This window comes from Agrobacterium sp. ST15.13.015, assembly GCF_027871645.1.
In the GTDB taxonomy this organism is placed as follows: domain Bacteria; phylum Pseudomonadota; class Alphaproteobacteria; order Rhizobiales; family Rhizobiaceae; genus Agrobacterium; species Agrobacterium leguminum.
In genome coordinates this window covers 151,662-169,684 of the sequence record NZ_JAQAHF010000004.1, presented here as the reverse complement: position 1 = coordinate 169,684, position 18,023 = coordinate 151,662, and the positions used below count along the sequence as shown (strand labels likewise).

The 18,023-nt window shown below is 60.4% G+C and carries 18 protein-coding genes; 7 read left to right on the top strand and 11 right to left on the bottom strand.

Annotated features, from left to right (window positions below; genetic code table 11):
* Nucleotides 1-18: 18 nt before the first annotated feature.
* The 5 genes from PIB16_RS08035 to petA form a co-directional block, all read right to left on the bottom strand.
* Nucleotides 19-561, bottom strand: a complete 543-nt coding sequence (locus PIB16_RS08035) for an adenine phosphoribosyltransferase (RefSeq protein ID WP_003494623.1) — start codon at nucleotides 559-561, stop codon at nucleotides 19-21.
* A gap of 92 nt (nucleotides 562-653) precedes the next feature.
* The gene (locus tag PIB16_RS08030) at nucleotides 654-1,046 is read right to left on the bottom strand and encodes a GFA family protein (protein WP_271045369.1); all 393 of its coding nucleotides are present in this window, start codon (nucleotides 1,044-1,046) and stop codon (nucleotides 654-656) included.
* Nucleotides 1,047-1,130: 84 nt separating this feature from the next.
* The gene (locus PIB16_RS08025) at nucleotides 1,131-2,039 is read right to left on the bottom strand and encodes a cytochrome c1 (RefSeq protein WP_104679553.1); all 909 of its coding nucleotides are present in this window, start codon (nucleotides 2,037-2,039) and stop codon (nucleotides 1,131-1,133) included.
* 22 nt (nucleotides 2,040-2,061) lie between these two features.
* Nucleotides 2,062-3,384, bottom strand: coding sequence for a cytochrome b (locus tag PIB16_RS08020; RefSeq protein ID WP_065655707.1), 1,323 nt, complete (start codon nucleotides 3,382-3,384; stop codon nucleotides 2,062-2,064).
* 14 nt (nucleotides 3,385-3,398) lie between these two features.
* Nucleotides 3,399-3,977, bottom strand: coding sequence for a ubiquinol-cytochrome c reductase iron-sulfur subunit (gene petA, locus PIB16_RS08015; RefSeq protein WP_065655706.1), 579 nt, complete (start codon nucleotides 3,975-3,977; stop codon nucleotides 3,399-3,401).
* A 309-nt stretch (nucleotides 3,978-4,286) separates the two neighbouring features.
* Here petA and PIB16_RS08010 point away from each other — a divergent pair, with 309 nt between their 5' ends.
* Nucleotides 4,287-5,219 carry an endonuclease/exonuclease/phosphatase family protein gene (locus PIB16_RS08010; protein WP_271045368.1) on the top strand — a complete coding sequence of 311 codons (933 nt, stop codon included), beginning with the start codon at nucleotides 4,287-4,289 and terminating at the stop codon, nucleotides 5,217-5,219.
* 9 nt (nucleotides 5,220-5,228) lie between these two features.
* On the opposite strand, the gene PIB16_RS08005 is transcribed toward PIB16_RS08010, so the two are convergent.
* Both PIB16_RS08005 and PIB16_RS08000 read right to left on the bottom strand, forming a co-directional pair.
* Entirely contained in the window at nucleotides 5,229-7,238 is a 2,010-nt protein-coding gene (locus tag PIB16_RS08005) for an ABC transporter ATP-binding protein (RefSeq protein ID WP_423753059.1), read from the bottom strand.
* A 200-nt stretch (nucleotides 7,239-7,438) separates the two neighbouring features.
* Nucleotides 7,439-9,289, bottom strand: a complete 1,851-nt coding sequence (locus tag PIB16_RS08000; protein ID WP_003523098.1) for an ABC transporter ATP-binding protein — start codon at nucleotides 9,287-9,289, stop codon at nucleotides 7,439-7,441.
* A gap of 528 nt (nucleotides 9,290-9,817) precedes the next feature.
* Between PIB16_RS08000 and PIB16_RS07995 the strand changes: the two genes are divergently transcribed.
* Together PIB16_RS07995 and PIB16_RS07990 are read left to right on the top strand one after the other, a co-directional pair.
* Nucleotides 9,818-10,291, top strand: coding sequence for a tRNA (cytidine(34)-2'-O)-methyltransferase (locus PIB16_RS07995; RefSeq protein WP_442866777.1), 474 nt, complete (start codon nucleotides 9,818-9,820; stop codon nucleotides 10,289-10,291).
* A gap of 172 nt (nucleotides 10,292-10,463) precedes the next feature.
* Complete coding sequence (locus PIB16_RS07990) at nucleotides 10,464-12,116, top strand: Na/Pi cotransporter family protein (protein WP_078051781.1); 1,653 nt, start codon at nucleotides 10,464-10,466, stop codon at nucleotides 12,114-12,116.
* 36 nt (nucleotides 12,117-12,152) lie between these two features.
* Here PIB16_RS07990 and PIB16_RS07985 read toward each other — a convergent pair whose 3' ends face one another.
* Nucleotides 12,153-12,428, bottom strand: coding sequence for a hypothetical protein (locus PIB16_RS07985; RefSeq protein ID WP_003523094.1), 276 nt, complete (start codon nucleotides 12,426-12,428; stop codon nucleotides 12,153-12,155).
* Nucleotides 12,429-12,557: 129 nt separating this feature from the next.
* Between PIB16_RS07985 and hemF the strand changes: the two genes are divergently transcribed.
* From hemF to PIB16_RS07970, 3 genes are all read left to right on the top strand, one after another.
* Nucleotides 12,558-13,469 (top strand): oxygen-dependent coproporphyrinogen oxidase, encoded by a 912-nt coding sequence (gene hemF, locus PIB16_RS07980; protein ID WP_271045367.1) that lies wholly within the window; start codon nucleotides 12,558-12,560, stop codon nucleotides 13,467-13,469.
* A 123-nt stretch (nucleotides 13,470-13,592) separates the two neighbouring features.
* Nucleotides 13,593-13,862, top strand: coding sequence for a hypothetical protein (locus PIB16_RS07975; RefSeq protein WP_065655700.1), 270 nt, complete (start codon nucleotides 13,593-13,595; stop codon nucleotides 13,860-13,862).
* Between the two features lie 228 nt (nucleotides 13,863-14,090).
* Nucleotides 14,091-14,276 (top strand): DUF1059 domain-containing protein, encoded by a 186-nt coding sequence (locus tag PIB16_RS07970; protein ID WP_003523091.1) that lies wholly within the window; start codon nucleotides 14,091-14,093, stop codon nucleotides 14,274-14,276.
* 24 nt (nucleotides 14,277-14,300) lie between these two features.
* Here the strand turns inward: PIB16_RS07970 and PIB16_RS07965 are convergent, their stop codons facing one another.
* From PIB16_RS07965 to PIB16_RS07955, 3 genes are read right to left on the bottom strand one after another with little or no spacing between them, the layout of a single operon-like run.
* Nucleotides 14,301-15,557 (bottom strand): CCA tRNA nucleotidyltransferase, encoded by a 1,257-nt coding sequence (locus PIB16_RS07965; RefSeq protein ID WP_271045366.1) that lies wholly within the window; start codon nucleotides 15,555-15,557, stop codon nucleotides 14,301-14,303.
* Nucleotides 15,554-16,186, bottom strand: coding sequence for an NUDIX hydrolase (locus tag PIB16_RS07960; protein ID WP_220317258.1), 633 nt, complete (start codon nucleotides 16,184-16,186; stop codon nucleotides 15,554-15,556). The genes PIB16_RS07965 and PIB16_RS07960 overlap by 4 nt, the downstream gene beginning before the upstream one ends.
* Nucleotides 16,183-16,812: a DUF1285 domain-containing protein gene (locus PIB16_RS07955; protein ID WP_196379211.1), complete on the bottom strand. Its 630-nt coding sequence runs from the start codon at nucleotides 16,810-16,812 to the stop codon at nucleotides 16,183-16,185. The genes PIB16_RS07960 and PIB16_RS07955 overlap by 4 nt, the downstream gene beginning before the upstream one ends.
* 175 nt (nucleotides 16,813-16,987) lie before the next feature.
* On the opposite strand from PIB16_RS07955, the gene PIB16_RS07950 reads away from it, so the two are divergent.
* Nucleotides 16,988-17,998 carry an AAA family ATPase gene (locus tag PIB16_RS07950; RefSeq protein WP_065655696.1) on the top strand — a complete coding sequence of 337 codons (1,011 nt, stop codon included), beginning with the start codon at nucleotides 16,988-16,990 and terminating at the stop codon, nucleotides 17,996-17,998.
* The last annotated feature ends 25 nt before the right edge of the window (nucleotides 17,999-18,023 follow it).

Here is an 18,023-nt window from a genome sequence, read left to right as displayed (position 1 = left end):
CATTGCCCCGTTACCATCTCAGTGGCCGGAAAACTCCACCAGTGTGCGCACCTCGACACCGAGGTCTTCCAGCTTCTTGCGGCCACCGAGATCGGGCAGGTCGATAACGAAACAGGCGGAAACGATTTCCGCACCCATCTGCCGCAAAAGCTTGACCGCACCTTCGGCAGTGCCGCCGGTGGCGATCAGGTCGTCGACCAGAATGACCTTTTCGCCCGGCTGGACCGCATCCACATGCATTTCCATTTCGTCGACGCCGTATTCAAGGCTGTAGGCGACACGGACGGTGGTGTGCGGCAGCTTGCCCTTCTTGCGGATCGGCACGAAACCGGCCGATAGCTGATGCGCCACCGCACCGCCCAGAATGAAGCCGCGTGCTTCCATGCCGGCGATCTTGTCGATCTTCGTTCCAGCATAGGGCTGCACGAGTTCGTCCACGGCACGGCGAAAAGCGCGGGGGTTGCCGAGCAATGTCGTGATGTCCCGGAAGATGATGCCCGGCTTCGGATAGTCGGGAATGGAACGGATGGCAGCGGAAAGCTCCGAAGCGATGACGGTCATGGTATTTCCAGTTGAGATAAGGGAAATGGATCAGAAGGTTCGGACCACCCTATCAACTTGACGGCTGCGGACCAACTAAAAAGGGCCGGCGCTCATTCCGCCGGCGACATTCCCTCGATCCGCGCCCAGACCGGGCAGACATCCTCGAAGGAATGCGACAGGGGCCGCAGCGCCTCATCGTCCCTGTCATCGAAACTTCCAAAGACCAGCGCAACCGTCGGCGCGTCGTCGACGGCGCCAAGCGTGCTGCCGCAGATCGGGCAGAAAGCCCGGCTGGAATAATCGGAGGATCGGAAAGTCAAAGGCGCGCCGCCCTCTCCCGTCCATGTCACCGCATCCTTCTCGAACTCCACCCAGGCAAGGCCGGGCGCACCGGAATGGCGCTGGCAAATATCGCAGGAGCAACTGTGCGGATTACCGGGCTCGCCCTTCGCTTCAAAACGGATGGAGCCGCACAGGCAGCCGCCGTTACGAATTGTCGTCATTTCCACCATCCCTCCCGGCACATGAAAAAGCCCCCACGGAAGACCGTGGGGGCCAATGACTGACGGGCATCTTCTGGATGCCGATCAATGTTCCTTGTTGGCGTAGACCGATTTCTTGGTGAGATAGATCAGCGCCGTAAAGATGAACAGGAACACCATGACCATGAAGCCGGTGCGCTTGCGCTCTTCCAGATGCGGTTCTGCCGCCCACATCAGGAACGCAGCGACGTCCTTGGAATATTGGTCCACGGTCTGCGGCGCGCCGTCATCATAGGTCACCTGATCGGCACTGATCGGCGGCGCCATCTTTAAGGAAGTGGCGCTGACGAAGTACGGATTGAAGTGCGTGCCTTCCGACACCTTGTACTCCGAACCATCCGGGTTTTTTATGCCAGCCGGCGGATCCTGATATCCGGTCAGCAGCGCATGGATATAATCCGGGCCGCCTTCCTGGTAACCACCGACGATCGGGATCATGTCGATGATGAATTGCGGAAAACCGCGCTCCACGCCACGCGCCTTGGCGAGCAGCGACATGTCGGGCGGGGCCGCTCCACCGTTGGCGGCAGCGGCCGCCTCATGGTTCGGGAAAGGCGAAGGGAAATGATCGGAAGGCACGGCCTTGCGATTATACATTTCACCATCGGCGTTCGGCCCGTCCTGTACCTCATATTCCGCGGCGAAAGCCTTCACCTGCTCCTCCGAATAGCCGAGATCCTCCAGCGTGCGGAAGGAAACGAGGCTCATGGAATGGCAGGCGGAGCAGACTTCCTTATAGACCTTCAGGCCGCGTTGCAGCTGGCCCTTGTCGTATTTGCCGAAGGGTCCGGCAAAGGACCAGCTCTGCTCCTCGGGCTTGATGACCGGGAAGTGATTGCCGGCGATCGCATGCGTGGCCTGGGCGGCGAGATCATGGCTCTCCTCCGCCGCAAAAGCGGCGGCGGAACAGCCAATGGCGGCGAAAAGCGCGATGCTCGTGAGAAGCGTCTTCATTGTCGTCATCCTTCCTTCGCGCTCAGACTTCGGCAGCCGCAGATGCGGCACCTGTCTTGGCGGCGTTCTTTTCGAGAACGGCCTCGGTAATCGAATTCGGAATACGCCGGGGCGTTTCGACCAGACCGAGGATCGGCATGATGACGAGGAAGAAACCGAAGTAATAAAGCGTGCCGAGCTGCGAATAGCCGACATAATTGCCTTTCAGCTCGCCGGTGAGCAGGCCGAGCAGGCCAGTTCCTTCCGCCGGGCGTGAACCCAGCCAGCCGAGCATGATGGCATTGACCACAAACAGCCAGAAGAACATCTTGTACCAGGGACGATAGACGGCGGAACGCACCTTCGACGTATCGAGCCAGGGCAGGAAGAACAGCACGACGATCGCGCCGAACATCACGAGAACGCCGCCCAGCTTGGAATCGATGATCCAGATGTTGAAGGTGATGGCGCGCAGCATGGCGTAGAACGGCAGGAAGTACCATTCTGGAACGATATGCGCCGGCGTCTTCAGCGGATCGGCCATGATGTAGTTGTCGGGGTGGCCAAGGAAGTTCGGCATGTAGAACACGAACCAGGCATAACCGATCAGGAACACGGAAACACCGAGCGCATCCTTAAGCGTCGCATAGGGCGTGAAGGGAACCGTGTCGGTCTTGCTCTTCACTTCGACGCCGGTCGGGTTGGTCTGGCCGGTCACATGCAGTGCCCAGATGTGCAGGATCACGACGCCTGCGATCATAAAGGGCAGCAGATAGTGAAGCGCAAAGAAGCGGTTCAGGGTCGGCTGATCAACGGCAAAGCCGCCGAGCAGGAACTGCTGGATCCATTCGCCGATGGCGGGGAACGCGGTGAAGAAGCCGGTGATGACGGTTGCGCCCCAGAAGGACATCTGGCCCCAGGGCAGAACGTAGCCCATGAAGCCCGTCGCCATCATCAGCAGGAAGATCACGCAGCCGAGAATCCAGAGGATTTCGCGCGGCGCCTTGTAGGAGCCGTAATAAAGGCCGCGGGCGATGTGCAGGTAAACCGCGATGAAGAAGAACGACGCACCGTTGGCATGCATGTAGCGCAGCAGCCAGCCATGGTTGACGTCGCGCATGATCTTTTCGACGGAATTGAAGGCGACCGTCGTTTCGGCCGCATAATGCATGGCCAGCACGACGCCGGTGAGAATTTGCACCAGCAGCATGACGGAAAGCATCGCGCCGAAGGTATAGGCGTAGTTCAGGTTACGCGGGACAGGATAGGCAACGAAGCTGTCATAGATCATGCGCGGCAAGGGAAGCCGCGAATCGATCCACCTTTCGATGCCGGTGGACGGCTGATAACTGGAATGACCACTCATGAATATCTGTCCCCTTATCCGATCTTGATCACGGTATCGGATGTGAATGCAAATGTCGGGATGGCGAGGTTTTCCGGCGCCGGACCCTTACGTATGCGGCCCGCCGTATCGTAGTGCGAGCCATGGCAGGGACAGAACCACCCGCCGAAATCGCCGGCCTGGCCGAGCGGAACGCAACCGAGATGGGTGCAGGAACCGACCATGACGATCCAGTTTTCCTTGCCCTCGCCGGCGGAGCGGTCGATATCCGTCGCCTGCGCGTCGGCGGCGATGTTGGCATTGCGCGCCACAGGATCCTTCAGATCGCCGAGAGCGACGGCCTTGGCTTCCTCGATTTCCTTCTCCGTGCGGTTGCGGATGAAAATCGGCTTGCCGCGCCACTTCACGGTAAGCGACATGCCCGGCTCGACGGCCGTGACATCCACCTCGATGGAGGCGAGCGCCAGCGTCGATGCATCGGGACGCATCTGGTCGATAAAGGGCCATGCGACGGCGGCGGCACCGACAGCGCCCGCCATTCCCGTCACTAGGTAAAGAAAATCGCGACGGGTCGGTTCACCCGAAGCGTCGTGATTGGTTACGTGCTCGCTCACCGCTACACCATCCTCTGCGCTGTTTTTGCCGTAAATCGCATGAGTCCTCCCGCTATGATTTGATCCAAGACAAACTCCGTCCCATCGTCCTGGTCATTCTCGCGGCATTTGAGAAACCGCGTCATGTGTTTGATCGCAAAATATTGACTGACTTGGCAAGAGCAAAGCACACAAAGCTGCCGTAATTCTGCCGGAGGGGGCCGATTTGGCTCGCATTTTTTCGCCGTCCTTGGCAGGCGGGCAACATTGTGCGCATCCATGCACCATGTTAGGAGACTTCAAGGGAGAGCGCGGAAAGCAGGGATTCGGATGACGGCGAAGCTCTCTTGCATGGTCTCCACGGCGGTGGCTGCCGTTCTTTTCGTCGCCAGCCTGCGTTATGTGACGGATTTCTGGCTTCTCGCCTTCGTCACCAGTTTCCAGCTGCACATCGCCATCGTCTGTATCCTGCTCTCATGCCTCGTTTTCTGGCTGACGCGCGACGCGGTTTCCGCGCTCCTCGTCGTGTGGTCGCTTGCGCTCGCCATCCATGCCATTGCCATGCTTCTGGAATTTTCCTCATCCGCCAACCCGGCGCCGGGCGCCAAATCCTTCCGGCTGCTGTCCTTCAACGTGCTGATGGACAATGCCACCAATGCGGATGCAATTGCCGACACGATTCTCGAATCGGGTGCGGATGCCATCTATCTCTTCGAGGCGGCGGCGCTGAAATCGGCCCTGCCGCGACTGCAGCAAACCTATCCGCACAGGCTTGGCTGTTACACCGGAACGCCCGGATGCGATCTGGTGATCCTGTCAAAAAGACCGTTGCTGGAAGGCCGTTTCCATAGTCTCAGCGATCTTCGGCGGGATCGGTTCGCCATAGCCCATATCGATCTTGACGGCACGGAACTGACGCTCGCCGCCGGGCATATCACCAAGCCCTATTTCGACGATTATCATCGCGACGAACTCGATGAAGTCAGTGAAATTCTCTTTCGCGTCACCGGGCCGCTCATTCTGGCCGGAGATTTCAATTCGGCCAGCATCGCCCCTGACATGCGCGCTTTCCTCGCCGCCAACGATCTGAAAAAAGCGACCTTCGAACCCGCCACATGGCCGACAGAGGCCGGCCGCTTCGGCATCGCCATCGACCACATCTTCGCCCGCGAACCGGCGACGCTGATGAAAACCACCCGCCTGCCCGACAGCCTCGGCTCCAATCATTATGGCCTGATGGCGGATTTCATGATCGGGAAATAGCCGAGGGCCTTATTGCGCCGCTTCGTCCGCGGCAAGAAAACCGCCCGACTGCCGCGCCCAGAGTTCCGAATAAAGTCCGCCCTGCATGACCAGATCGGAATGGCTGCCCTGTTCGACGATGCGCCCCTGATCCATCACGATCAGCCGGTCGAGAGCCGCGATGGTCGACAGGCGGTGGGCGATGGCCAGCACCGTCTTGCCCTGCATCAACTCATCCAGATTGCTCTGGATCGCCGCCTCCACCTCCGAATCGAGCGCCGACGTCGCCTCATCGAGCACGAGGATCGGTGCGTCCTTCAGCATCACGCGGGCGATTGCGATGCGCTGTCGCTGGCCGCCGGACAATTTCACGCCGCGTTCGCCCACATGTGCGTCGAACCCCTTGCGGCCGCGCTGATCCTCGAGCCTGGCGATGAAATCATCCGCCTTGGCTCGCCGCGTCGCCTCCTGCAATTGCGCTTCGGTGGCGTCGGTGCGGCCGAACAGGATATTGTCGCGAATGGAGCGATGCAGCAGCGACGTATCCTGCGTGACCATGCCGATATGGGCGCGCAGCGATTCCTGCGTCACCCTGGCGATATCCTGCCCGTCGATCAGGATGCGGCCTTTTTCGACATCGTAAAAACGCAGGAGCAGATTGACGAGGGTGGATTTTCCCGCCCCGGAGCGTCCGACGATGCCTACCTTCTCGCCCGCTCTGATTTCGAGATTGAGATGGTCGATGACGCCGTTCGCGCGCCCGTAATGGAAGCTGACATTTTCGAAACGGATGCCCGGCTTCTTCACCTCCAGCGCTGTCGCCTCCGGCGCATCGACGAGACCGATCGGCTGCGAAATCAGTTCGGCGGCATTCTGCACCGTGCCGAAATTGCGCATGATGCCGTTGAACTGCGTCATCAGCCGGCCGAGCAGGAAGTTGAGACGCAGCACCAGCGCCAGCGTGAAGGCCACCGCACCGGAACTGATCTTGCCGGAAAGCCACAGATCGATGCAGAGCGCGGCCATGGACGTGATCATCACGCCGGACAACAGCGCCATGGAGGCACGCACGCCGGTGATGAACCGGGTGAATGTCATGGTCGCATGCTGGAAAATGTCGAAACCCTGCCGCATGTAGCGGTCATTGGCATCATCTCGCCCGAACAGCCGGAGCGTCTGGATATTGCTGTAGGCATCCACCATGCGGCCGGAGAGCATCGAGGCGGCTTCCGCCGTTTCCTTGGAATGGTAGCGGATACGCGGCACGAAATAGCGCGCCAGCAGCGAGAATATCCCCACCCAGACGACGACGACGACCGCAAGCCGCCAGTCGAGCCCGCCAATCAGGAACAGCATGGAAACGGAATAAATGCCGACGAACCACACGCTTTCCATCAGCGAGGTGACGAGATCGCCCGCCGCCTGCCCGCCCGACCAGACCTTGGTGACGATGCGGCCGGAAAAATCGTTCTGGAAGAAGGTCAGCGATTGCCGCGCCACATGCATATAGGATTGCCAGCGCACCAGATTGTAAAAGCCGGGCGTGATGATCTGCTGATCCACCAGCGCCGTTACCATGGTGACGATAAAACGCACCACGCCGATCAGCACCAGCATGCCCACCAGCTCGCCGCCATGGGCCGCAAGCAGCCCCGCCCAGCCCTCTTCCGGCTTCACGGTAGAGAGAATATCCACCAGCCGCCCGACGAACCAGAACAGCGCCGCCTCGATGGCCGCCGTCAGCCCGCCCAGCACCAGCATGGCTAAAAACGGCGCCTTGGCCTGCGAGATGTAGAACCAGATAAAGGCGAACGTGCTTTCAGGCGGCCGCAAATCGTCCTTGCGGGCGAAGGGCTTTATCCAGTTCTCGAAAAACTCGAAGATGCGGGTAATAACCATGATCCGGATATAGGCGGATTCCCGGAGCGGGAACAGCCGCGAAGGCTTCGGGAAGAGATTATATTTCGGTAACATTCGTGGAATGAAGAAGGGCGGGGAATGTTCCCCGCCCTTAAATCGACCCAGCGATATTTTGCGCATCGGTTGCATCCTCACACCGTCACCCCGGACTTGATCCGGGGTCCAGCGCGATCAAGTCCTTGATCGCAAAAGACTCCTCTCACGGCGCGGACGCGCCGTGGCTGGATGCCGGATCTAGTCCGGTATGACGGAAGAGAGGTTGGCACACATATCATAGGCGAGAGGGCGGGAAACCATGCTTGCCGCCCTCTCGCTTTTCCTTACTCTGCGGCCACTTCCGCCTCATGGTCGGCGATGAAGCCGCCGGACTGGCGCCGCCACAGGTCGGCATAGATACCGCCCATCGCCACCAGCTCCGCATGGCTGCCCGCCTCCACGATCCGGCCCTTGTCGAGAATGATGAGCCGGTCCATTTCGGTCAGTGTCGACAGGCGGTGGGCAATCGCGATTACCGTCTTGCCTTCCATCAGCGAGAACAGGTTTTCCTGGATCGCCGCCTCGACTTCGGAGTCGAGCGCGGAAGTCGCCTCGTCCAGCACCAGAATCGGCGCGTTCTTGAGGAAGACGCGGGCGATTGCGATACGCTGGCGCTGGCCGCCGGAGAGCTTCACGCCGCGTTCGCCCACCTGCGCATCGAGGCCCTGACGGCCATGCATGTCGACAAGCGTTTCGATGAAGTCCCAGGCATTCGCCCGCTTCGCCGCCGCGATCACCTGCTCGTCCGTAGCTTCGGGATGACCATAAGCGATGTTGTCGCGGATCGAGCGATGCAGCAGCGAGGTATCCTGCGTCACGACGCCGATCAGCTCGCGCAGGCTGTCCTGGGACACCTTGGAGATGTCCTGCCCATCGATGGTGATCCTGCCCGCTTCCAGATCGTAGAAACGCAGAAGCAGGTTCATCAGCGTCGTCTTGCCCGCACCCGAGCGCCCGACCAGACCGACCTTTTCGCCAGGTTTGATGTCGAGCGTCAGCCCGTCGATCACGCCCTTGTTCTTGCCGTAGTGGAAACGGACATTGTCATAACGGATCGCGCCCTGCGGTGCGGCAAGCTCAGGCGCCTTCGGAACGTCGACGATGTCGTGCGGCTTCGTCATCATCGACATGCCGTCATAGACGGTGCCGATATTTTCGAACAGCGAGGTGACTTCCCACATGATCCACTGCGACATGCCGTTGACGCGCATGGCAAGGCTGATGGCGATGGCGACCGAACCGGCCGTGACCGAACCCTGCATCCAGAAATAAAGACCGAGCGCCGCCGTGGAAAACAGCACCAGGGCGTTGTTGAGGTCGATCAGGATGTTGAAGCCGGAAATCTTGCGCATCTGGCGGTGAACCGTGCCGAGAAACACATTCATGCCCTCACGCGCATATCTTTCCTCGCGCCCCGCATGGGAAAACAGCTTGATCGTTGAGATGTTGGTGTAACTGTCGACGATCCGGCCCGTCATCATCGAGCGCGCATCCGCCTGCTCCTGCGCCAGCCGGCCGAGCTTCGGCACGAAATAAGCAAGGATGGCCATATAGATACCGAGCCAGACCAGCAGCGGAATGACCAGCCGCCAGTCCGCCGCCGCGACCATGAACAGCATCGAGACGACGAAGCTGATCGCATAGACGAAGACGTCGATCACCTTCAGCGCCACTTCGCGGATCGCCAGCGCCGTCTGCATCACCTTGGTGGAAACGCGGCCGGCAAACTCGTTGGCGAAGAAGTTCATGGAATGGCGCAGCAGGAAACGGTGCATCTTCCAGCGCGCAATCATGCCGAAATTGCCGGCAAGCGTCTGGTGCATCGTCATGGTGTGGATCGCGCCCATCAGCGGCAGCACGAAGAGCACCAGCGCCGCCATGCCGATCAGATGCCAGCCCTCATCGGCAAAAAATGTCTCGCGATTGGCCGTGGACAGCCAGTCGACGATATTGCCAAGGAATTTGTAGAGCATGGCTTCCGCAATCGCGATGCCCATGGACATCAGGCCGAGCAGCAGGAGCCATGGCCATGCGGGCTTCACATAGTGCCACAGGAACGGCAAAAGCTTCTTTGGCGGCACGGAGGGCGCCGAAGAGGGAAAAGGATCGAGGCGTTTTTCAAACCAGCCAAACATAGGCCAAGCTCCGGCAATCAATCGCTCCATCGTGACATGGTGAGCGGACACAAATATGGCTCACGACGGAACGGAAAAGTCTTTGGATATGGCCGTGACAGCCACATGACGAATCGAAAAATGGGAAACGCGGGCGAACCGCGGAGTAACACCTAAGCCAGCAGCGGCACGACTGGGGCCGGGAGGCGGATGCGAATGTCATTTGGCATGAGAACCTCCCTTGGCTGGTGTTGAAGATATGGCCTTGTAGCGCAAAATTTAGTCAATGACCAGTCGGAAAGACACCGAATACGCGAGAAAACATGCAGGTGCCGCCCAAAGGCGAACGGGCGGAGATGACCCCGCGAGGTCTCCGCCCGTTAAACGATGCGGACATCGCCCTATTCGGCCGCGGGTAGCCGCCCTGTGTGTCACGCGAATGAATATCCAGCCGGGAACGGCGCTTCAAAGGGACTTTTTGCAGCATAGCTGTCGCCCGGCCCCTGCCCGTGATAATCGGATGGGCACGCAAACCGCAGTGAGACGTCCATGCCCGATACCATGCCCGAAATAAGGATCGCCCTTTACCAGCCCGATATTCCCGGCAACACCGGCACCATCCTGCGGCTGGCCGCCTGTCTCGGCCTCGGGGTCGACATCATCGAGCCGGCCGGTTTCGATATTTCCGACCGCAATCTGAAACGGGCGGGCATGGATTATATCGCAGCGGCGGCGCTGACGCGCCATGTCAGCTGGGACCGTTTCGAGGAATGGCGGGCAACCACCGGCCGCCGTCTCGTTCTCGCCTCCACCAAAGCCGCCCTGCCCTATACGAAGATCGCCTACCGCACGGATGACATCCTGCTTTTCGGCCGCGAAAGTGCGGGCGTACCGGACCATGTGCATGAAAAGGCAGAGGTGCGAATCATCATCCCCATGGTGGCGGGACAGCGCTCCATCAACGTCGCCATGTCGGCGGCGATGATCGCTGGCGAGGCTTTGCGCCAGGTGGCATGGGCCTAGGCGTCATTTTTAACGCCAATTTTTCGGGCAAATACAAAATTTGACCGTTTTTACTTCAAAACTGTCGCAACCCGGCCTGTACCGAGGGCATTGAGGCTCCTATACTGATTAGCCGGACAATAAAAATCGTGCTCGCCGGAACCATCCGCCGGCGGGTGTGAGGAGACGTCGCATGCAATCCACCATTGTCATCGTCAACCTTCTCGGCGCAGTCGCGCTGTTGCTCTTCGGCCTTTCCCAGGTCAAGGATGGCGTCACCCGCGCCTTCGGCATGAAACTGCGAAGCGTGCTGGCCACCGGCACCCAGAACGGTCCGCGTTCCTTCTTCTCCGGCTTCTTCGCCACCGTCGCGCTGCAAAGTTCGACGGCGACGGCGCTCACCGTCGCCTCCTTTGCTGAACGAGACCTCATCAGGCCGCGCATGGCGCAGGTGGTGCTGCTCGGCGCCAACGTCGGCACCGCCGTTACCGCATGGATCGTGGCAGCCGGCGTGGAATGGCTGTCGCCGCTGCTGATCCTTGCTGGCATTATTTTGAAAAAGGGCAGTTCCAATGCCCGGCAGGGCGGCGGAACGGCGCTGATCGGCATCGGCCTCATGCTTCTGTCGCTGCATCTGTTGAGCGGCGCGACAGAACCGATGCGCGCCTCGCCGGCTCTCGGCGTCTTTATCGGCCTGCTTGACGGGGCATGGCCCGTCGCGCTGATCTTTTCCGCCGTGCTCGCCTTCGTTTCGTCTTCCAGCCTTGCCGTCGTGGTGCTCATCCTGTCGCTCGCCGCCACCGGCACGCTTTCCACCGGCCTCATCATCGTGCTCATTCTCGGCGCCAATCTCGGCGGCGCCATTCCGCCGGTGATCGCCACGCTTTCCGGCCCTGCCTCGGCGCGGCGCATCACCATGGGCAACCTTCTGGTGCGCACCATTGGCTGCCTCATCGCCCTGCCGCTCGCCTCCTATGGCGCGGAGTTCCTGCAGCAATTGCCGCTTTCGCCCGCAAAATTGCCGGTCGACGCCCATCTGATCTTCAACGTCATTCTAGCGGCGCTGGCCTGGCCCTTCTCCGGCCTCCTGTCCGACCTGATGGCGAGGCTGGTGCCGGGCGATCCGAAAGCCGAAGACGGTCCGAATTTCCTCGACCAGCAGGCGCTGGACATGCCGGTCGTGGCCCTTGCCAACGCCACCCGCGAAGTGCTGGGTGTCGGCGACAGCATCGAGCGCATGCTGATCCGCGCCGAAAACGCCTTCAAGCACAATGATCTGGCGCCGCTTCAGGAGGTTTCCCTGCTCGAAAAGAAGGTCGACCGGCGCCAGCAGGAGGTGAAGGTTTATCTGTCGCAACTGGGGCGCAAGGGGCTTGCCGACGAAGAAGCCCGCCGTTCGATCGCCATCATCGATTACGCGATCAACCTCGAACATATCGGCGATATCATCGAAAAAGGCATCTGCGAGCAGATCCGCAAGAAGGTGCTGAACAGCTTCAAGTTTTCCGATGACGGCTATGAAGAGCTGAAAACCCTGTTCGACATGACCATCGAGAACCTGCGCGCCGCCCAGAGTATTCTGGTAACCGGCGATTTCGAACTCGCCCGCAGGCTGATGGAAAGCAAGGTGGATATACGCCGCCTCGAAAAACAGTCCTCCAACCGCCATCTGGAGCGGCTGCGAGACGGGCTTGCGGAAAGCATGCAGACCAGTTCGCTGCATCTCGACATGCTGCGAGATCTGAAGCGCATCAACGCCCATATCGTCACGGTGGCGCATCCCATTCTGGATGAAAGCGGCGTGCTGATCGAAAGCCGCCTGCGTTATGCCGAGCCCCGCGCCTGAAAGCATTTCGGGGGAAATGCGAAAACGCTCTAAACTTCAATCCGCCGAAGGAAGCCGCCGCATGGTGAATTCGATGCGGTCGCCTTCCAGTTGCCGCCAGCTTTCCACTTCCGTCCAGTAGGCCGCTTTCGGAAAGCTGTCGAACCATTCGCGCGCTTTGGCGCGGGCTTCCTCGCGTCCGAGACAGAAGGTCTGCCGCACGAACATGCCGTTGCGCGTCTTGTCGTCGCCCGAGCCTTCACGCGCCTTGCGGTGATTGGCGATCCTGCGCTTCAGCCCGTCGAGGGGCGGCGGTCCGGTAAATTTCGTCATGATATTCACCTCTGGCACCTACATCGATAAAGATAGTGCCCGCATGTGAACTTGGCGAGTCGAATTTGTGCGCGGGGCCTGCACCTGCTAGACGCGACAGGGAATCGACTTCACCTAAGGAGAATACGCATGGAACGGCCAATCTTGCCGAAGGGCTTGCCCGACGACATCGAAGACAAGAAGGCCCTTGCCCAAGCCTGGTTCCAGCATCTGCGCGACACCATCGTTAACTCCTTCGAGACCCTCGAAAACGACCTGACCGGACCTCTTTCCGACCAGGAGCCCGGCCGTTTCGTCCAGAAAGACTGGCTGCGCGACAATGGCGAGGGCGGCGGCGGTAAGATGTCGATGATGGAAGGCCGCGTCTTCGAAAAGGTTGGCGTCCACACCTCCACCGTCTATGGCGAATTCTCGCCGGAATTCCGCAAGCAGATACCGGGTGCGGAAGAAGACCCGCGTTTCTGGGCGTCGGGCCTCTCGCTCATCGCCCATCCCGTCAACCCCAATGTGCCGGCGGTGCACATGAATACCCGCATGGTCGTCACCACCAGCCACTGGTTCGGCGGCGGCGCGGATCTGACGCCGGTGCTGGGGCGCAGACGGACGCAGGAAGACCCGGACAGCCAGCTTTTCCACCGTGCCTTCGAAATCACCTGCAACCGCCATCCGGTTGCCGATTATCCGCGCTACAAGACGTGGTGCGACGAGTATTTCTTCCTCAAGCACCGTAACGAAGCCCGCGGCATCGGCGGCATCTTTTTCGACTGGCTGCACCCGCAGGAGGAAAATGGCGGCTGGGACACCAATTTCGCCTTCGTGCAGGATGTCGGCCGCGCCTTCAATCTGGTCTATCCGAAAATCGTCCGCGCCAATTTCAACCAGAACTGGACGGAAGAAGACCGCGACGAGCAGCTCATCCGCCGCGGCCGCTATGTGGAATTCAACCTGCTTTACGATCGCGGCACGATCTTCGGCCTCAAGACCGGCGGCAACGTCGAATCGATCCTCTCGTCTCTGCCGCCGGTGGTGCGCTGGCCTTAAAAAACCTCACGCAAATTTGACGCTCATCAGCCAATTTGTCGCAAATAGCGCAAATTAGGACTTATGGAAAAATCAAGGCGATGATAGTCTCCTCCCCGCAGACGTACTGGAGGAGCTATCGTCATGATTACTTCGAACAGCATGCCTATCTCTGCTTCCCCCGAGGAAGCCCAGCATTCCATCGATACCCCTGATTTGATCGACCGCCTGGCAGCGGAAATGCGCGCCACGGGTGATCGCGAACTGCCGCATTCCTTTTATGTCGAGCAGGTAAAACGCTCCCTTGCCGGACAAAAAACGGCACGGCGGGCGGCCAATGACGAAATGCCTCGTACAAAAATTCCGGCAGCCGGCACATCCTCTGTTTTCCAGTGCTGGGCGATGCCCGAATAGGGGCCTGAATAAGGTCGAAGGACGCCGCTCTGGAACATAAGCGGTGAACATTCGTTTCTTGTCGGAGGGACAGCAGGCAATCGAATTGCTGTCCCTCACTCTCGCACATTCTCCCTGTCGAAAATCGATTCCGCTTTTCGACAGGGAGAATGTGCAGACTCAATATGTTAGAGCGTCCTTCATGCGTCCGAAAGGACGCATGGCGCTCTAAAACAGGGAGGCAAGACCATGAGACTGTTTGAATGTGGAACGCTCGTGCCCGGCTGTGCCTGGCACACGCGCGCAGATGACGACGCCGAAGTGGTGCGGCGCACCGTGGAACATATGCGATCGGCGCACGGCGAGACCGTCATCCGCGAGAACATGATCGAAAATATCAAATCCCGCATTCGCGACGAGGCAAATGCGGCCTGAGCCGCGACGCCGCCGTCGCTGACCTCAATTCTCCAGCATATCCTTCAGCCGGGCGGTTAACGCTGCCCGGTCGAGTGAGAAATTGACTTCGACCCACTTTTCCTCGAGGCTTTTCAGCACTTCGCCCACCTTCGGTCCGGCCTCGACGCCCGCGGCCATCACATCCGCACCACTCAGCGGAAAGCCCGGTTTGTGGAATTTTTCCGCCCGCGTCAGCAAAGTCGAAAGCCGCGCCACTTTCTGCATGGCCGTGTCGCCAGCCGAAAGATCGGCACGGGCCGAAGCAAGCGCCAGTTTCAGCCGCGTCTTCACGCCCTCGACGCCCTGACGATAAAGCAACCGGTCGAGCGCGGTCTCCTTCATCTCCGGGTCAGCCGCCGGCGCCGAAGCCCAATGGGCAAGATAAGCCGCTTCGGCCTTCGACAGCCGGAGACGCGCGGCAAGGGCGGCCAGCCTGTCCCTGTCAGGCGGCACGATGGCGGCAAGCCGCAGCATCGGCTCCACCGTCCAGCCCAGAGCCTGCTCCGTCGCCACCAGCCCATGAATGGCGTCGATGCCCCATTTTTCTGTTTCGGGAAGAATTTCCGCCAGAACGCCCGATTGCCGCATCCACAAAAGGGCGCGGGAAGGATCGCGGGCGGAAAGCAGCTTTTTCAGCTCGCTCCACACCCGCTCGGCCGAAAGGGTGCCCAGCTTGTCCTTGGCCCGCGCGCTTGCCCGCAAGCCGTCCGCATCCGGGCGGCCGGAACCATAATGGGCGAAAAAGCGGAAAAACCGGAGAATCCGTAGATAATCTTCCGAAATCCGCATCGCCGCATCGCCGATGAAACGCACAGTGCCGGTCTCGATATCGGGAAGACCATCGATAAGGTCGATGATCTCGCCCTTTTCGTCGGCATAGAGGGCATTGATGGTGAGGTCGCGCCGCTCCGCGTCGGTCTGCCAGTCGGTGCCGAAGGCCACCTGTGCGTGGCGGCCATTGGTTTCGACATCGCGGCGCAACGTCGTCACCTCGAAACCTTCGCCATCGATCACCAGCGTCACCGTGCCGTGTTCGATGCCGGTCGGCACCGCCTTGATGCCTGCCGCCCTGGCCCGCGCAACAACCACGTCAGGGGTGAGCGTCGTCGCCATGTCGACATCGACCACCGGCAGGTCCATCAGCGCATTGCGCACCGCGCCGCCAACGATCCGCACCTCGCCGCCATCGGCATTCAGAAGCGTAAAAATGCGCTTCAGCGCCGGTTTTTCAAACCAGTCCCGCCCGGCAAGGCTGCTCATGAATAAAACCTCTCGTAAATCGTCCTGACGATGCCCGCCGTAATGCCCCAAATGTAGCGTTCGCCATAGGGCATTTCGTAGAAAAACCGCTCCTTCCCCTGAAAGATGCGGCTGCCGCGCCCGTGGTTGGCCGGGTCCATCAGAAAGGACAGCGGCACCTCGAAAACCTCATCCACTTCCGTTGGATTGAGCGTCAGGTCGAAGCCGGGCCGAACGATGGACAGCACCGGCTTGATGCGGAAACCCGTGCCGGAAATATAATCCGGCAGACGCCCGACCGTTTCCACGAAAGACCTGGAAAGGCCGATTTCCTCTTCCGTCTCGCGCAGCGCCGCCTCTTCCGGCGTCCGGTCCTCGGCATCGATGCCGCCGCCCGGAAATGAAATCTGGCCGGAATGTTTGCGCAACGTCGAAGTGCGCTGGGTGAAGATCACCCGCGCATCGTTGCCATCGTCAATGACCGGAACCAGCACGGCGGCGTCCTTCAACCTGATGCCGTTCCCGGAAAGCACCACACCCGGATTGAGGACATGGTCGCCATTTTCACGCTCGGCCACGCCCTCGCCTTCCTGCAACACCCGGCAGCGGAAATCGGCGGCGGTAAAAGTCTTGAATGCCGTTGTCGTCATTGCGAAAGCCGTTCCAGTTCCTTGGCGGGCATCACCGGGAAAACGACCCCGCCTGAGCGCACGGCGAACATGTCGACGCCCTCCACGTCTATTACCTCGCCAAGTGCGACGAGATCATACATCACCGCCCGCGACACGAGCGCTTCCAGTCTGCCGCGCACCAGAAGATAGGGCTTCAATTCGCGGTTCTCACCGAAAACCTCGAACCGCAGCGGATGCTCCGGCCCCGCCTCCACCACATCGCCGACATTGGTGCGGAAGGTCAGCAGCGGCTCGCCATCATCCTCACCCGCCGTCAGCTTCATTTCCACGGCGACGAAAGGCGCGTCCACGACGCGGATGCCGACTTTTTCCACAGGAGTTACGAGATAGGTTTTGCCATCCTCATCCTTGCGCAGAACCGTGGAAAACAGCCGCACCAGCGGCGCCCTGCCGATGGGGGTGCCGAGGTAGAACCAGGTGCCGTCAGCACGGATTTCCATGTCGAGATCGCCGCAAAAAGGCGGGTTCCAGCGCTCCACCGGGGCCGGCCCGCGTTTGGCGTCGCCGGTCTGTTCGGCGGCGCGGGAAATCATCGCCGCAAGCCCGGCCGCATCGCCTGCCGAATTTATCGTCTCCGCTGCCATATTCGAGTCTCGCTTTGCCGATAAGGAAATACTAAGTCACGACATAGTCATTCGAATGGCGCTTGTCAGCGGCCAAGAGAGCAATAAGCTATATGCAGCGCAAAATCCGTCCCGGCCGACTGCCAGCAAAACCGGGATGCGACTGTGACAGCGGCGAAGGTATGAGGAGAGCGACATGGGCGTGATGAATACCGGCGAAACCCTCGATGAAAAGGCCATCGTCGCCTCGGCCGAAAAGGCGCTTTCCGATATCGCGGCCATCCGCACGGAAGTCTCCAAGGTCATTTTCGGCCAGGAAAAAGTGGTGCAGAACACGCTTCTCGCCATCCTTTCCGGCGGCCATGCGCTGCTCGTCGGCGTTCCCGGCCTTGCCAAGACCAAGCTCGTCACCACGCTCGGCACCGTGCTCGGCCTCGATGCCAACCGCATCCAGTTCACGCCGGACCTGATGCCGTCGGATATCCTCGGTTCCGAAGTCATGGATCAGGATGAAAACGGCCGCCGTTCCTTCCGTTTCATCAAGGGTCCGATTTTCGGCCAGCTGCTGATGGCCGATGAAATCAACCGCGCCAGCCCGCGCACGCAGTCCGCACTTTTGCAGGCCATGCAGGAATATCACATCACCATGGCCGGCCAGACCTATGAGCTGCCGAAGCCGTTCCATGTTCTCGCCACCCAGAACCCGCTGGAGCAGGAAGGCACCTATCCGCTGCCTGAAGCCCAGCTCGACCGCTTCCTGCTTCAGGTCGATGTCGGTTATCCCGAGCTTGCCGCAGAACGCCAGATCCTGCTCGACACCACGGGCACCGCCTCGGGCGAAGCGCGCGGCGTGATCGATGCCGGGCGCCTGATGGAAATCCAGGCCCTCATCCGCCAGATGCCGGTTAGCGACAAGGTGGTGGACGCAATCCTGTCGCTCGTCCGCTCCGCCCGCCCCGGCCATGGCAACAAATTGACCGACAAACACGTTGTCTGGGGTCCGGGCCCGCGCGCCGGCCAGTCGCTGATGCTGACGGCCCGCGCCCGTGCGCTTTACGAAGGCCGGCTCGCCCCGTCGCTGGACGATGTCCATGCGCTGGCCGAACCGGTGCTGGAACACCGCATGGCGCTGACCTTTGCGGCCCGCGCCGAAGGCATGTCGGTGCGCGATGTCATCGCAGCGCTCGTGGAGCAGGCGAAGAACTGAACGCACGTTCGCGAAAGGACTGCAT

Excerpts from the sequence above, each read along its gene's own strand:
- PIB16_RS08035 (WP_003494623.1), bottom strand. The coding sequence starts at position 561 with ATGACCGTCATCGCTTCGGAGCTTTCCGCTGCCATCCGTTCCATTCCC.
- PIB16_RS08030 (WP_271045369.1), bottom strand. The coding sequence starts at position 1,046 with ATGACGACAATTCGTAACGGCGGCTGCCTGTGCGGCTCCATCCGTTTT.
- PIB16_RS08025 (WP_104679553.1), bottom strand. The coding sequence starts at position 2,039 with ATGAAGACGCTTCTCACGAGCATCGCGCTTTTCGCCGCCATTGGCTGT.
- PIB16_RS08020 (WP_065655707.1), bottom strand. The coding sequence starts at position 3,384 with ATGAGTGGTCATTCCAGTTATCAGCCGTCCACCGGCATCGAAAGGTGG.
- PIB16_RS08010 (WP_271045368.1), top strand. The coding sequence starts at position 4,287 with ATGACGGCGAAGCTCTCTTGCATGGTCTCCACGGCGGTGGCTGCCGTT.
- PIB16_RS08005 (WP_423753059.1), bottom strand. The coding sequence starts at position 7,238 with ATGCGCAAAATATCGCTGGGTCGATTTAAGGGCGGGGAACATTCCCCG.
- PIB16_RS08000 (WP_003523098.1), bottom strand. The coding sequence starts at position 9,289 with ATGTTTGGCTGGTTTGAAAAACGCCTCGATCCTTTTCCCTCTTCGGCG.
- PIB16_RS07995 (WP_442866777.1), top strand. The coding sequence starts at position 9,818 with ATGCCCGATACCATGCCCGAAATAAGGATCGCCCTTTACCAGCCCGAT.
- PIB16_RS07990 (WP_078051781.1), top strand. The coding sequence starts at position 10,464 with ATGCAATCCACCATTGTCATCGTCAACCTTCTCGGCGCAGTCGCGCTG.
- PIB16_RS07985 (WP_003523094.1), bottom strand. The coding sequence starts at position 12,428 with ATGACGAAATTTACCGGACCGCCGCCCCTCGACGGGCTGAAGCGCAGG.
- hemF (WP_271045367.1), top strand. The coding sequence starts at position 12,558 with ATGGAACGGCCAATCTTGCCGAAGGGCTTGCCCGACGACATCGAAGAC.
- PIB16_RS07975 (WP_065655700.1), top strand. The coding sequence starts at position 13,593 with ATGATTACTTCGAACAGCATGCCTATCTCTGCTTCCCCCGAGGAAGCC.
- PIB16_RS07970 (WP_003523091.1), top strand. The coding sequence starts at position 14,091 with ATGAGACTGTTTGAATGTGGAACGCTCGTGCCCGGCTGTGCCTGGCAC.
- PIB16_RS07965 (WP_271045366.1), bottom strand. The coding sequence starts at position 15,557 with ATGAGCAGCCTTGCCGGGCGGGACTGGTTTGAAAAACCGGCGCTGAAG.
- PIB16_RS07960 (WP_220317258.1), bottom strand. The coding sequence starts at position 16,186 with ATGACGACAACGGCATTCAAGACTTTTACCGCCGCCGATTTCCGCTGC.
- PIB16_RS07955 (WP_196379211.1), bottom strand. The coding sequence starts at position 16,812 with ATGGCAGCGGAGACGATAAATTCGGCAGGCGATGCGGCCGGGCTTGCG.
- PIB16_RS07950 (WP_065655696.1), top strand. The coding sequence starts at position 16,988 with ATGGGCGTGATGAATACCGGCGAAACCCTCGATGAAAAGGCCATCGTC.